The following is a 13,837-nucleotide window of genomic DNA, read 5'->3' as shown; positions in this document are numbered from 1 at the left end:
GAATTTTCATTGTCTTTTCAAGGTGCTGAGTCTCCCTCCACCATCAGCCGGTAACCAATGCCCGATTCGGTCTGAATCAGCGAGGGGGTTCGCGGGTCATCACCCAGTTTCTGGCGCAGCCGACTGACCAGAATGCGCAGGTAATGGGTGTTGTGCTCGAACACCGGCCCCCACAGCTCGATCAGCAGCTGCCGGCCGGTCACAATCTGCCCCGGGCTCTGCGCCAGACGTGCCAGAAAGGCGTACTCACGCGGGGTCAGGTGCAGCACCTCGCCGCCTCGACTGACCCGACGCTGCACCAGATCGATCTCGATGTCCCCGGCCTGAAGCCGGGTCGGCAGCGTTTGCGCCCCGTCACGCGCGCGAAGGGCCACCCGAATGCGCGCCAAAAGTTCACGGATGCCGAACGGCTTGGTCACGTAGTCGATGGCACCGGCATCCAACGCGGCGACCTTTTCCTCTTCGCCTTCGCGCACCGACACCACGATCACCGGCGCCCGGCACAGCCAGTGCAATGACTTGAGCACCTCCTGACCGTCCATGTCGGGCAGCCCCAGATCCAGCAGGATCAGATCGAAGGCGGTCTCCCGCGCCTGCTCGATCCCTTCTCGCCCGCTGGCGGCTTCCACGATGGCAAAGCCCTGTGATCCAAGACTGATGCGCAGAAACCTGCGAATCTCGCGCTCGTCATCAATAACCAGAATGCAGGGGGTGTCAGTCGTCATGATCGAACGCCTCGGGCGGGGCGATCAGCGGCAGACTGATGATAAAGGTCGCGCCTTGCCCATTGGGGCCATCGGTGACCGTCACTTCGCCACCGTGGGCGCGCACCATGCTACGGCATATGGTCAGCCCCAGGCCGCTGCCATGGGGGCCGACGTCTGTTTTTTCACCGGTAAAAAAGCGCTCGAAGATGCTCTCGCGCAGCGCCTCGGGCACGCCCGGGCCTTCATCCTGAACGCACAGACACACCCGGTCGCCGTCGGTATGGCCGGCCAGGGTAATCTGCCCCTGCTCCGGTGAGAGGCGAATGGCGTTTTCAAGAATATTGACCAGCGCCTGCTCGATCAGGGCGGCATGCACATGCAGCAACGGCAGGTTATCGCCCCATCCACGCAGGATATGCACTCGACTCAGCGCCCGCCCCAGCCGCGTCAGCGCGCCCTCAAACAGATCACCGGCGGCCACCCAGTCACGCTTGATCGACAGGCCATGCCCCAGCCGGGTCATGTCCAGCAGGTTCTGAATGTAGCGATCGAGCCGCTCGCTCTCGCCCAGCACTGCCTCGAGCAGCTCCTGGCGATCGTCCCCGCTGAGGCTGCCATCAAGATCGCGCAGGGTGCTGGCCGAGCCGATGATCGAGGCCAGCGGCGTGCGCAGATCATGAGACACCGAGGAGAGCAACGCCGCACGCAGGCGTTCGTTGCCTTCGGCCAGACGCGCATCGCTTAAAGCCTCGACCAGCGCTGCACGGGTCAGCGCCGCGGCAAACAGACGAAAGAGCGTATCCAGCAGCGCCGGCTCACGACGTTCACGGCCGGGGCGGCGCTCATCAATGGCCATGGCCACCACGCCCAGCACGCCGGAGGCATCCACCAGCGGCACCATCCGCCAGCGCTGGTCGCTGAACATGGCCGTGCCCGGCCCGCTGGGCTCGGCGTGATGATAGCTCCAGGTCGCGGCCTCAATGGTCACGGCGTCCAGTGCCGGCTCACCCGGGTGCGCGGCGCTCACCGTCGGGATGACGGCGGTGCCTTCACACTCCAGAAAGGCACAGGGCAACGACCAGTCATGCGCCACGGTGGAAACGATGATCTCGCGAATCCCGGCCCGATCCGGCGCGGCCGACAGTGCCCGGGCAGTGGTTAGCAGCTGTCGGATCTGATGCCGGCTCTCCCGCAGCGCGGTCATACGCCGTCTGAGTGCGCCACCCAGCAGGCCGCCGATCAGGGCCACCAGCAGAAAAAGCCCAATCGTCAGAATCTCGCCCTGCTCGATGATCTCAAGGCTGAAGCGCGGACTGGTGAAAAAGAAGTTGTAGGCCAGCGCCGAGAGCACCGCCGCCAGCATGGCCGCCCGGGCACCGGCACCAATGGCCGTAACCAGCACCGCACCAAGAAAGATCATCGACAGATTGGCCAGATCCATCTGGCGCGCCACCAGCCAGGCCATCACCAGGGCCAGCGCGACGCTGCCCAGCGGCCAGTACCATTCACGTCTGGTGGGCCGAGACCAACGGGGCCATAACCGGCGACGAGCCGCGGGCGTACCGGCGACCACCACGATGTCCAGGGTCTCGACCGAGCTCAGCACATCGCCTCTAACGTTCATGCGCGGCCAGTACCACGGGCGTCGCGCAGCGCGGCCGATGACAAGCGAATCGGCGCGGCTTCGGCGGGCATAATCGGCGAGCTCGTCACTGACCCGCTCACCGGTCAACACGCACCATTCGCCCCCCAGCTGGCCCACCTGATGAGACAGGGCCTCAAGCACTTCCGGTGGGGTCGGCCGGCGCGGGGTCTCGACATGCACGGCCTGCCAGCCGGCCCCGCGACGACGAGCAATCTGCGCGGCGGTACGAATCAGCGCCGCGGCGTCAGGCCGTCCCGGCACGGCCACCAGCACCTGTACATTTTCCGGTCGATCCATTACGACAGCCTCTGTGTCATCCCTCCCCTTGAGTGTGCACGCACTCCCGCGCGCGCCCAACGTGGCCGGCGTAAAAGTTTCGTAAAAACCGCGCCAATGGCGTTGTCGCCAACACCGCCCGATTTCAATATGACCCCTGGTCGTGCCGATAATCCTGTCCAGCACGCGCTTTTACTCTGCAATCACGCGCCACGACGCGATATGGAACGCCTTCATGACCACCGCCAATGCCGGCAATGCTGAAACCTCCCCTCACAAGGCATCAATGACGACACTCACCATTGCCGCCGTTGGTGTGGTGTATGGGGACATCGGCACCAGTCCGCTGTATACCCTCAAGGAGATCTTTACCGGAGGCTATGGCCTGAAGGCCGATGACAGCGGCGTGCTGGGGATTCTTTCGCTGATTTTCTGGTCGCTGATCTGGGTGGTGACGCTCAAGTACGTGCTGGTGGTACTGCGCGCCGACAACCAGGGGGAAGGCGGCGTCATGGCCCTGACGGCCCTTGCCAGGCGTGGGGTCAAAAACCGCCATCTTCAGCTGGTACTGGTGATGCTGGGACTGGCCGGCGCCTCGCTTTTGTATGGCGACAGCATGATCACCCCGGCCATCTCGGTGCTCTCGGCCGTCGAGGGGATCGAGGTGGCTTATGCGCCGATCTCGCACTGGGTCGTGCCAGTGGCGCTGGGCATTCTGATCGCCCTGTTTGTGCTTCAGCAGCGTGGCACGGCCGCGGTCGGCAAACTGTTCGGACCGCTGACGCTTTTGTGGTTTGCCTCACTGGCCGCACTGGGCATTTATGGCATTACTCAGGCGCCGCAGGTGCTGTCGGCCATCAACCCCGTGCATGCCATCGATGTCTTTCGCAGCAACCCGGGCATTGGCATTGTTATCTTTTCTTCGGTGGTGCTGGCCATAACCGGTGCCGAGGCGCTCTATGCCGATCTTGGTCACTTTGGCCGGCGCCCGATTGCCCGCGCCTGGGTCTGGATCGTGTTGCCGGCGCTGGTGCTGAATTACTTCGGCCAGGGGGCGCTGCTGCTGATCCGCCCCGAGGCGATCAACAACCCGTTTTACCTGCTGGCGCCGGACTGGGCGCTCTGGCCGATGGTGATTCTGGCCACCATTGCCACCATTATCGCCTCGCAGGCGGTGATCACCGGGGCCTATTCGATGACCTATCAGGCCATCCAGTTCGGGTTCATTCCGCGCATGCGCGTGTTTCATACTTCAAGCGCCGAGCGCGGCCAGATCTATATCCCCACGGTCAACTGGCTATTGATGGCAGGCGTGGTGGCGCTGGTACTGGGCTTTAAAAGCTCAACCAATCTGGCAGCGGCCTACGGCATTGCGGTGACCGGCACCATGCTGATTACCTCGCTGTTGCTCTCGGTGGTGATGATCCGGGTATGGCGCTGGCCGCTGTGGTCCGCCCTGCCGCTGCTAACCGGGTTCCTGCTGGTCGATACGCTTTATTTCAGCGCCAACCTGGCCAAGATTTTTCACGGCGGCGCCTTCCCGGTGCTGGCCGGCATCGTGCTCTTTACCCTGATGAGCACCTGGTGGCGTGGCCGCGCCCTGCTTGAAAAACGAGTGGGAACGGACCTGCCGCTGGAGGCACTGATTCACAGTCTGCGTCGTCAGCCACCGCATCGGGTCAGCGGGACGGCCGTGTTTCTCTCCGGGCGGCGTGAGGTGCTGCCCCGGGCGCTGCTGCATAATCTGATGCACAATCAGGTGCTGCATGAGCGCGTCATCGTCGTGACGGTTGAAAGCGATGATCGCCCCTGGCTTGAAGCCTCCGAGCGGGTCCACATGGAGGCCTTCGAGGATGGCTTTCATCGTGCCGTGATCCGCTTTGGCTACATGGAAACCAATGATGTGCCTGCGGCGCTGCAAACCTACAGCCGGCTACAGGCCTCAAGCGATGCCCCCTTCCCCTTCGAGCCGATGAAAACCACCTGGTTTCTGACCCGGGAAACTCTGGTCAGCTCGCCGCACGTGGGCATGGCGCGCTGGCGTGAAAGGCTCTTCTCCTTCATGCTGAAAAGCGCCCACAGCAACATGCAGTTTTTCCACCTGCCGCCCAATCGTGTGGTAGAGCTGGGCAGTCAGGTGGAGGTATAGGACAATGCTGTCATCGGCCGGCGGCACGAGCCGGCCGATGCCATTTCTGACTGGAAGGAGCCGCACGCCCCCTCTCATGCCGATTCCCGATTTTCACGCCCTGATGTACCCATTGTTGCAGCTTGCCGATCACGGCGAGCCGCTGCGCCTGCGCGACAGCTACGCCCCGCTTGCCGATGCCTTTGAACTGAGCCCGCAGGAACGCCACCAGCTCAGCCCCAGCGGACAGCAGTATCTGTTCAATAACCGTGTCACCTGGGCGGCCAGCTATCTGCGCAAGGCAGGCCTGCTGGAATCGAGTGGGCGCGGACTGATCACGATCACGGCACAGGGCTACATCACGCTGCGGGAAGTGCGCTACATCGACATGGCCTATCTGATGGGCTTTGAGTCGTTCAGGGAGTTTCGCCGGCGTACCGGCAGCAGCTCGCCCCGCCCTCGCAGTCTGGAGATGTCGGAGTCCCTTGAGGATGTCCCGGACGCGCTGACGCCGCTGGAGAGCATGGAAGTCTCGTGGCGCGCCATTCGTGCCGATCTTGAACTCGATCTCATCGAGCGAATGCAGCAGATTCACCCGGCGCGCTTTGAGCAGCTGGTCATCGATGTGCTGATGACCATGGGCTACGGCTGTGGGGAATCGGCCGGCCAGAACGTCGGCCAGAGCGGCGACGGCGGCATTGACGGGATCATCAACGAGGATCCGCTGGGCCTTGAGACGATCTATCTACAGGCCAAGCGCTGGGTCAATCCGGTAGGCCGGCCGGACATTCAGAAATTTTCCGGCGCACTGGCGGGCAGGCGGGCTCGCAAGGGCGTGTTTATTACCACATCACAATTCACGCGTGAGGCACAGGAATACGTGACCGGGCTCGAAACCCGCATCATCCTGATCGACGGCCCGCAGCTGGCGCGGCTGATGATCGATCACAACGTCGGCGTTTCCACCGTCGACCGTTTCGAAATCAAGCGGCTGGACAGCGATTATTTTCTGGAAGAGTAACGCGCTGGAAGGAGTGACGTTTCACCGTTGCGGTCACACGCGAGAGCTAGAGCGTGCGTGAAACGCCATCGCCGCCGACCTCTCGGTTCGGCGGCGATGACACCTGCTGCAAATCAAACGTCCTTTAGAAGAACATCCTCACGCCCAGAAAGAGCACCGTGGGCGCCAGTAGAATACCGAGCCCGGTGTAGAAGGTGGCCGTCATGGCACCGTAGGGCACCAGCCGTGCATCGGTGGCGGCAAGCCCCGCTGCCACGCCACTGGTCGTGCCGATCAGTCCGCCAAAGATCATCGCCGAGCGCGGGTTGTCCAGACCAATCATGCGCGCCACCAGCGGCGTGACAATCATGGTCAGGATTGATTTAACCAGACCCGCGGCAATCGAGAGTGCCACGACTTCCGAACTGGCGCCCAGCGTGGCCCCGGTCACCGGCCCCACGATATAGGTGACCGCACCAGCGGCAATGGTGGTGATGTCCACGGCACTGGTATAGCCAAAGCCCACCGCCACCACGGCGCCTGCCAGAAAGGACACCAGTACCCCGGCGAAGAGTGCAATCAGCCCGCGCACGCCGGCCTTTTTGATTTCGGAAAAGCGTACCCCATAGGCGGTGGCGATGATCGCGAGATCGCGCAGCATCCCGCCGCCCATCAGGCCCAGCCCCGTAAACATCGAGACATCCGCCAGCCCGTGGCTGCCGCCGGTGTAGATACCGCCAAAGTAGGCCAGCGCCAGGCCGATCAGAATGGCGATCGCCGAACCATGCAATCGGTTGGCGGTGAGATGTCGGCTCATCCAGTGTGAAACGAACATGGTCAGGCCGATCACGGCAAAGGCCGCAATCAGGTGATACTTGTCCAGCAGTGACATGATGGAATCGTTCATGAAGCTCTCCGTGAGCCACAGCGCGAGGCCGAATAGCGGCCCTCAGCGATGAGGTGACAAGACATGATCAGTGCGTGCGACCCTGTGCCGTCGATACCGGCCGGGCATCCAGAGGGGTGGCGTCTTCCACGCGTTTCCCGGTCAGAAGCGGTACCATCGCAAGCCCCAGTACGACCGCCAGAGCGCCGGCCAGAATGGCCACCATGCCGCCACTGAACGCCGCCGCCACGTTTTGACTGGCCGCCATGGCCACCACGATGGGGATATACATCGCGTTCCAGAAGTTGATGCCGCTTTCGGTGCTTTCCGGCAGGTGATCGTGCGACTTCAGATAGCCCGTCACGAAAATCAGCAGCAGCATGGCGATCCCCACGCCGCCCAGATTGGCATCAATGCCCAGCAGTTGCCCCAGCACATCTCCAATAATCAGACCGACCAGCATGCAGCCGGCCAGCAGTGCCACGCCATAAATCACCATGATCCATCTCCTTGTACTTGTGCTTTTATCTGTGTTCTCGGAATCGGGCCACGCCTCGCCCAAAGGAGGGGCAATGATCGCGGCCGGGAACGACGTCATGGATATTGTTGTTTTAATCCCTGTTGCTTTAATCCCTCTTGATTGAATCCTTCGCGTTTAATCGCCCTTGCCCTGGCGCCTGCGCGCCACTAGTGCTGGGCGCTCGCCATGGTCTGATAGGTATCGGCGTAGCGCTCGCGCAGTACGTTCTTTTGCACCTTGCCCATCACGTTGCGCGGTAGCGCATCAATGAAGAACACGCGCCCGGGCTGCTTGTAGCGGGCCAGCTTGTCCTTGAGGGCCGCCAGCACCTGATCCTCATCGAGCTGAGCCCCTTCCCGCAGCACTACGGCGGCGGTCACGCCTTCGCCCAGGTCCGGATGCTGCACGCCGATGACCGCCGACTCCGATACTTCGGGCAGCTCGTCGATCCACTGCTCGATCTCTTTCGGGTAAACGTTGTAGCCGCCGGAGATCACCAGGTCCTTGTCGCGTCCAACAATATTGAGATAGCCCTTGTCATCGATCAGGCCCAGGTCACCGGTAATGAAAAAGCCATCGTCGCGGAACTCCTCGCGGGTCTTTTCCGGCATACGCCAGTAGCCCTTGAAGACGTTCGGGCCGCGCACTTCGACCAGCCCGGTCTCACCATCAGGCAGCGGCTTGCCGGTATCGCGGTCGGTGATACGCACCTCACTGCCGGGCAGCGCCATGCCGACCGTTCCGGGGCGACGCTCGCCGTCATAGGGATTGGAGGTGTTCATGTTGGTTTCAGTCATGCCGTAGCGCTCCAGGATGGCGTGACCGGTGCGCTCGGAAAACTCGCGATGGGTGTCAGCCAGCAGTGGCGCCGAACCGGAAATGAAAAGCCGCATGTTGGCGGTGCGCTCGCGATCCAGCCGTGGGCTGGTCAGCAATCGCGTATAGAAGGTCGGCACGCCCATCAGTACCGTGGCGCGCGGCATCAGATCCAGCAGCTGCTCGATGTCCAGTCGCGGCAGCAGCGTCATCGACGCCCCTACGGTCAGCGTGACGTTGCAGGCCACAAAAAGGCCGTGGGTATGAAAGATCGGCAGCGCATGCAGCAGGTGATCGGTATCAGAGAACTGCCAGGTCTCGACCAGCGCCTGGCTGTTGGCCGCCAGATTGCCGTGGGTCAGCATGGCGCCCTTGGAGCGTCCGGTGGTGCCGGAGGTATACAGAATCGAGGCCAGATCATCCCGGCCCACCTCGGCAATCCGCGTTTCTTCAAGCGCTGCGTCGGCCCGCTCCATCAGGCTACCCTCGCCTTCAACGCCCAGACTCTCGACGTGCGCCACGCCACAGCGGCTGGCAAGTGCCTGCGCCTGTACCAGATCCTCCGGCCGGCAGATATAGACCCGCGGTTCGGCATCGGTCAGGAAGTATTCGATCTCGGCCTCGGTATAGGCCGTATTGAGCGGCAGCCACGCCGCGCCGACCTGCAGGGCCGCCAGGTACAGCATCAGCGCCTGCGGGCTCTTGTCGACCTGAACCACCACGCGGTCGCCCGGCGTCACGCCCAGAGACTGCAAAACGCTGGCCAGACGACGCGAGCAGGCCAGCACGTCGGCGTAGCGATATTGTCCCCCCTGTGGGGTATCGATCAGCACCTTGTCAGGCTGGCGCTCGAAATGGGGGTAGAACTGCAGATAAAGGTTATGGTTCATGAATACTCCTGCCTGTAGATCTTGTAGCCCCTGCCCTGCAGGGGCCGATTGTCGTGGTCGTCGTAGCGGTTTTCAGGCCTGATCAGGGCCCGGGCTCAAACGTTGTCGCGCGAGGCGAGGCGCTTGCGACCCAACCGGGCCTGACGACGAATATCGCTGGCGCAGACCACCGTGCCCTCTCGACTGAAGGCCTCATGGTTCTGTTCGATGCGATCCAGCTCGTAGAGATAATTGACCATCAGGCCGTGCGCCTGCTGGCACCCCTTTTCGGAAGTATCACCGGGCCAGTTGATGCGATGCAGGCTGGCACCATTGCCCAGATGAAAGCGCGCCACCGGGTCCAGCGGCTGGCCTCGGGGATTGCGTGCCTCCAGCAGATAATGCGCCGCCAGTCCGCGCAGCTCCGGTGCCAGACGCTGGCGCTCGGCCTTGTCGTTGAGCCAGTTGCCGCGATCAAGCGCCGTGCAGATCTCATCATCATCAGGAAGCTCGCCCTCCTTGCGCTGGGCGTCCATCCATCCGGCAAAACCTGGTACCGGTGAGAGCGTGACGAAGTTGACCAGCCCCGGCAGGTCCTTCTTGAGCTCCTGCACCACCTGCTTGATCAGGAAATTGCCAAACGAGATGCCCTTGAGACCGCTCTGACAGTTGCTGATGCTGTAGAAGGCGGCCGTGTCGGCCTCGCCCGGCGCCACCTCTTCACCACCGCTGAGAATGGTCTGAATGTTATCGGGTATGCCCTTGCACAGTGCCACCTCAACAAAGATCAGCGGCTCATCGCCGGTGGCCGGGTGAAAGAAGGCGTAGCAGCGACGATCGCCCGGATCGAGGCGGCGGCGCAGGTCCGACCAGTCCTGAATGGCGTGTACCGCTTCATAGCGAATGATCTTTTCAAGCACTGCCGCCGGCGTGTTCCAGCCGATGCTTTCCAGCATCAAAAAGCCGCGGTTGAACCAGGAAGCGAACAGGTGGGCGAAGTCATCATCGAGCGGAGCCAGTTCGGGATTGGTTTTCATATAGCGCAGCAGGTCGGCGCGCATGGACACCAGTTCATAGGTGCCGCCCGGGCAGAGATTGAGTCGACGCAGCAGGTGCTGACGGCGCGGTTCACAGGCCGCGAAAAGCTTCTGGAGATTGGCGTTGTCCTCGCGCTCGCTCCACGCTCGATAAGCCTTGTGGATGTCGTCGCTGTCAGCGGCGTAGTGCTCGGCAAGCATTTCAAAAAAGGCCAGCCGGTCGGCATCATCAAGACCGCGATAGCGTGTCAGTGCCTGCTGGGCAATCAGGATCTGGGAGGCTTCCCCACCGCGCTGCATGAGGGTTTCACAACTGGAAGCCAGCTGCGACAGGCTCGCCTTCTTGTCATCGCTGTCACCGCCGGTACTTCGAAACCGTTCTCGGGTGCGGCGCTCGATGTTCGATAGCAGCTCCTGGAGAAAATTCATGTTGACGTTCATGGCAGCCCTCATCGGTCACTTGAACGGGCATCCAGACACCCGAAGATGAATATTGCTTGTCATCAACAGGAAAGTTACTTTTCATATACATGTCACCGTCCTGTTGTATATAACAATCCGCGTGACGCTTGAGGGTGTCAACATGGGAGAAAGTCTATTGAATGAAAGTCCAGGAAGGCGTGTCCCCCAGGCGCAGCGACTTCGTGACCTGCTGGAAGATGCCATTGTCGAGGGCCACTATGCCCCGGGCGATCGCCTCGACCCGGAAGCGCTGGCCCGACAGTATGAGTGTTCGCGCACGCCCATCCGCGAGGCACTGGCGCATCTGGCAGCCTCGGGCATGGTGAAGGTGGCGCCCAAGCGCGGCACCTTTGTGGCCCGTTTGAGCGTGACCGAACTGGTCGAACGCTTTGAAGTCATGGCAGAGCTTGAGGGCATGTGCGGCCGGCTGGCGGCTCGGCGCATGAATGCCGAGACGCTTTCGGCACTGCAACGGGCGCAGGCGGCGTGTCGTCAGTTCATGCTCGAAGGGGATGTCAACGGCTACTACTACGAAAACGGCGAGTTTCACCGCCTGATTTATGAAGGCAGCCGTAACGCCTTTCTGGCCCAGGAAGCCAGACGTCTGCATGCCATGCTGAAACCCTACCGACGCCTGCAGCTGCATGCCCGACAGCGACTGGAAAGTTCATGGTGCGAGCACGAACGCATTGTGGCTGCCCTGATCGCCGGCGATGCCGACACCGCCCAGCGTGAGCTGAAAGCGCACGTGCTGCTGCAGGGCGAGCGCTTTAATGATCTGGTCGCCTCGGTGCGGCATCTGGACCAACCGCAGACCTGATCCTGGACCAGGTCCCTTAGCGGTAGGCGCTGTAGGTTTGTCGAGCGCGGGAAAAGTGCTGCCTGACCGCCTGCTCGGCCCGTTCGGGATCACGTGACAATACGGCGTCCAGGATGGCCTGATGCTCTCCCGCCACCATTTCCAGATAGCGCCGCGCCGCCTCAACGTTCAATTCGTGATCCACCAGGCGGGCACGAGGGATCGCTTCCTGACTCAGTGGTTCATAAAAGGCCATGAAAAAGGGATTATGTGTCGCCTCGATCAGGGCATGATGAAACTGATAATCCTCATGACGGGCCTGTCTGCCCTGCTTTACCGCCTCCATGAAAGCGGCATGGGCACTTTCAAGACGCTGAACATCTTCCTCATCATGACGCTCTGCCGCCAGTGCCGCGGCCCGCGGTTCAAGCGTCAGGCGAAGCTCCAGCACATGCAAAATGTCTTCTACCGTGTGCGCACTGATGCGCCGGGCAGGCGACGGTGCTGCCTGACGTGTCTGAATCACACGCGTCCCGATCCCTCGTCTCGTTTCGATCAGCCCCAGAGAGCGCAGATGAGCGATCGCTTCGCGCACGGCGGTGCGGCTGACGCCAAACATATCGCACAGTTCGCTCTCCGTGGGCAGCTTGTCACCCACCGCAATCTGTCCGTTGGCGATCGAGGCCTCCAGCTGCCGGGCAATCTGTGCCGACAGGCTGCCCTGCTGGGTAATGCGTTCGATTTTGAGCGTCTTCATATTGGCCATTCATTACCCTGTCGTGGCGCGTATCGATTACTTCGACATGACGTCTGCCAAAATATTCAAGCGAGAAGCGTTTGGACATGTGCCGATGCCCCGGCCTGGTGCAGGGCACATGATAATGTATTGCACCTTGAGACAATATCCTGCGCCCGATGGAAGGTCGGTCGCGTATATGGCACGCCGCCAAGGTCATACATCGTACATTTACTATAAGCCCTTTTTTCGTCTACTTCTCTTTGCCTTTGGCCTATCAAAAACATCTCTGACCTACCAAAAACATGAAGGGGGCCTGCCCGTCGGCAGACCCCCTTATGTCAGCTCGAACGCTGATCCGGGCGAATTACCCCTGTTCGCGCTTGCCATCCACCAGACGGTTGAGCTGGTATGGATTGGCCTCACGAAGCGCTTCGGGACGCAATGCATCCGGCAAATCCTGATAGCAGACCGGACGCAAAAATCGCTTGATGGCCGCAGTGCCGACCGAGGTGGTGCGACCGTCGGAAGTGGCCGGGAAAGGCCCGCCATGCACCATCGCATCGCTGACTTCAACACCGGTCGGCCAGCCGTTGACCAGAATGCGACCGGCCTTGCGCTCGAGAATGCGCACCAGCGGACGAGCACTTTCAAGATCAGCGTCGTCCATCTGCAGAGTGGCCGTCAGCTGCCCTTCCAGATGTTCGGCAACGGTAGCCAGCTCATCGCTGTCCACACACTCAACGATCAGTGACGTGGCCCCGAACACTTCATCCTGCAGCTCGGTATCGGCCAGGAAGGTCTGCGCCGAAGTGGCATACAAACCGGCCTGGCAGGCATTCATGCCTTCACCGACCGGTCCGCGACCCAGCTCGGTAATACCGCTGTGCCCGGCCAGACGCTCAACGCCTTCCTGATAGGCCTCGCTGATGCCGGGGGTGAGCATGGTCTGGGCATTGGCATCGGCCAGTGCTTCCTTGGCCGCCTGCTTGAAGGTCTCAAGCGCCTCGCCCTTGATGGCGATGACCAGCCCCGGGTTGGTGCAGAACTGGCCTGCGCCCATGTTCAGAGATCCGACAAACGCCTTGCCCATCTCGCGACCGCGTGCCTTGAGCGCCTCGGGCAGCGGGAAGACCGGATTGATGCTGCTCATCTCGGCGTAGAAGGGAATCGGCTCATCGCGCGACTGCGCCACTTTCCATAGCGCCATACCACCATTTCGAGAACCGGTGAAACCGGCAGCCTTGATGCGCTTGTCAGCCACCAGCGCCGTCCCCACGTCACGGCCCGAGCCATACAGCAGGGAAAAGACGCCTTCCGGCAGGTTGCAGCGAGAGACGGCCTTTTGAATGGCACGACCGACCAGCTCGGACGTTCCCGGGTGCGCACCGTGCGCCTTGACGATCACCGGACAGCCGGCTGCCAGCGCGGACGCCGTATCACCACCGGCCACCGAGAAGGCCAGCGGGAAGTTGCTGGCACCAAAGACCACCACCGGGCCCAGACCAATGTGACGCTGGCGCAGGTCGGAACGCGGCATCGGCTGACGGTCCGGCATGGCCGGGTCAACGCGTACGTCCAGCCACTCCCCGTCACGTATAACGCGTGCAAAGAGTCTCAATTGACCGCAGGTACGCCCGCGTTCGCCCTGAATGCGCCCCTGCGGCAGGCCGGTTTCAGCCACCGCACGCTCGACCAGCGCATCGCCAATCGCCTCGATCTCTTCGGCAACGGTTTCCAGAAATACGGCGCGGTCTTCAAGCGACGTCTCGCGGTACTGATCAAAGGCCTGCCAGGCCAGTGCGCAGGCCTGCTCGACTTCGTTGCTGCTGCCACCGCTATAGGCCGGCTCAAGCTTTTCACCGGTTGCGGGGTTGATGGCCTGAACCGAATCACGCGTGCCCTTGATGGCGCGCTGTCCGATAAGAAGTTCGCCTGTCAGCTGCATCGTTCTCT

The 13,837-nt window shown here is 61.9% G+C and carries 11 protein-coding genes; 3 read left to right on the top strand and 8 right to left on the bottom strand.

Features of this window, described 5'->3' with window-relative positions:
* Positions 1–17 precede the first annotated feature (17 nt).
* Positions 18–725 (bottom strand): response regulator, encoded by a 708-nt coding sequence (locus B9H00_RS15815; RefSeq protein ID WP_086901462.1) that lies wholly within the window; start codon positions 723–725, stop codon positions 18–20.
* The gene (locus B9H00_RS15810) at positions 715–2,649 is read right to left on the bottom strand and encodes an ATP-binding protein (protein ID WP_086901461.1); all 1,935 of its coding nucleotides are present in this window, start codon (positions 2,647–2,649) and stop codon (positions 715–717) included. The genes B9H00_RS15815 and B9H00_RS15810 overlap by 11 nt, the downstream gene beginning before the upstream one ends.
* A gap of 214 nt (positions 2,650–2,863) precedes the next feature.
* Between B9H00_RS15810 and B9H00_RS15805 the strand changes: the two genes are divergently transcribed.
* The gene (locus B9H00_RS15805; protein ID WP_086901460.1) at positions 2,864–4,777 is read left to right on the top strand and encodes a potassium transporter Kup; all 1,914 of its coding nucleotides are present in this window, start codon (positions 2,864–2,866) and stop codon (positions 4,775–4,777) included.
* Between the two features lie 76 nt (positions 4,778–4,853).
* On the top strand, positions 4,854–5,777 hold the full coding sequence (locus B9H00_RS15800) for a restriction endonuclease (protein WP_086901459.1): 924 nt from the start codon (positions 4,854–4,856) through the stop codon (positions 5,775–5,777).
* 124 nt (positions 5,778–5,901) lie between these two features.
* On the opposite strand, the gene madM is transcribed toward B9H00_RS15800, so the two are convergent.
* From madM to B9H00_RS15780, 4 genes are all read right to left on the bottom strand, one after another.
* Positions 5,902–6,663 carry a malonate transporter subunit MadM gene (gene madM / locus B9H00_RS15795; RefSeq protein WP_086901458.1) on the bottom strand — a complete coding sequence of 254 codons (762 nt, stop codon included), beginning with the start codon at positions 6,661–6,663 and terminating at the stop codon, positions 5,902–5,904.
* A gap of 67 nt (positions 6,664–6,730) precedes the next feature.
* Positions 6,731–7,141, bottom strand: coding sequence for a malonate transporter subunit MadL (madL, locus tag B9H00_RS15790; RefSeq protein ID WP_086901457.1), 411 nt, complete (start codon positions 7,139–7,141; stop codon positions 6,731–6,733).
* Between the two features lie 188 nt (positions 7,142–7,329).
* The gene (locus B9H00_RS15785; RefSeq protein ID WP_086901456.1) at positions 7,330–8,868 is read right to left on the bottom strand and encodes a malonate--CoA ligase; all 1,539 of its coding nucleotides are present in this window, start codon (positions 8,866–8,868) and stop codon (positions 7,330–7,332) included.
* Between the two features lie 95 nt (positions 8,869–8,963).
* The gene (locus tag B9H00_RS15780; RefSeq protein ID WP_086901937.1) at positions 8,964–10,313 is read right to left on the bottom strand and encodes a malonyl-CoA decarboxylase; all 1,350 of its coding nucleotides are present in this window, start codon (positions 10,311–10,313) and stop codon (positions 8,964–8,966) included.
* A 154-nt stretch (positions 10,314–10,467) separates the two neighbouring features.
* Here B9H00_RS15780 and B9H00_RS15775 point away from each other — a divergent pair, with 154 nt between their 5' ends.
* Positions 10,468–11,166 carry a GntR family transcriptional regulator gene (locus B9H00_RS15775; RefSeq protein WP_086901455.1) on the top strand — a complete coding sequence of 233 codons (699 nt, stop codon included), beginning with the start codon at positions 10,468–10,470 and terminating at the stop codon, positions 11,164–11,166.
* A gap of 16 nt (positions 11,167–11,182) precedes the next feature.
* On the opposite strand, the gene B9H00_RS15770 is transcribed toward B9H00_RS15775, so the two are convergent.
* Positions 11,183–11,902 carry a FadR/GntR family transcriptional regulator gene (locus B9H00_RS15770; RefSeq protein ID WP_236944307.1) on the bottom strand — a complete coding sequence of 240 codons (720 nt, stop codon included), beginning with the start codon at positions 11,900–11,902 and terminating at the stop codon, positions 11,183–11,185.
* 346 nt (positions 11,903–12,248) lie between these two features.
* On the bottom strand, positions 12,249–13,829 hold the full coding sequence (locus B9H00_RS15765) for an aldehyde dehydrogenase (NADP(+)) (protein WP_086901453.1): 1,581 nt from the start codon (positions 13,827–13,829) through the stop codon (positions 12,249–12,251).
* Positions 13,830–13,837 lie beyond the last annotated feature (8 nt).

Origin of the sequence: Kushneria marisflavi (assembly GCF_002157205.1) — a bacterium.
In the GTDB taxonomy this organism is placed as follows: Bacteria; Pseudomonadota; Gammaproteobacteria; order Pseudomonadales; family Halomonadaceae; genus Kushneria; species Kushneria marisflavi.
Note: the sequence above shows the minus strand (reverse complement) of the source record. Positions and strands in the feature narration are given on the sequence as shown.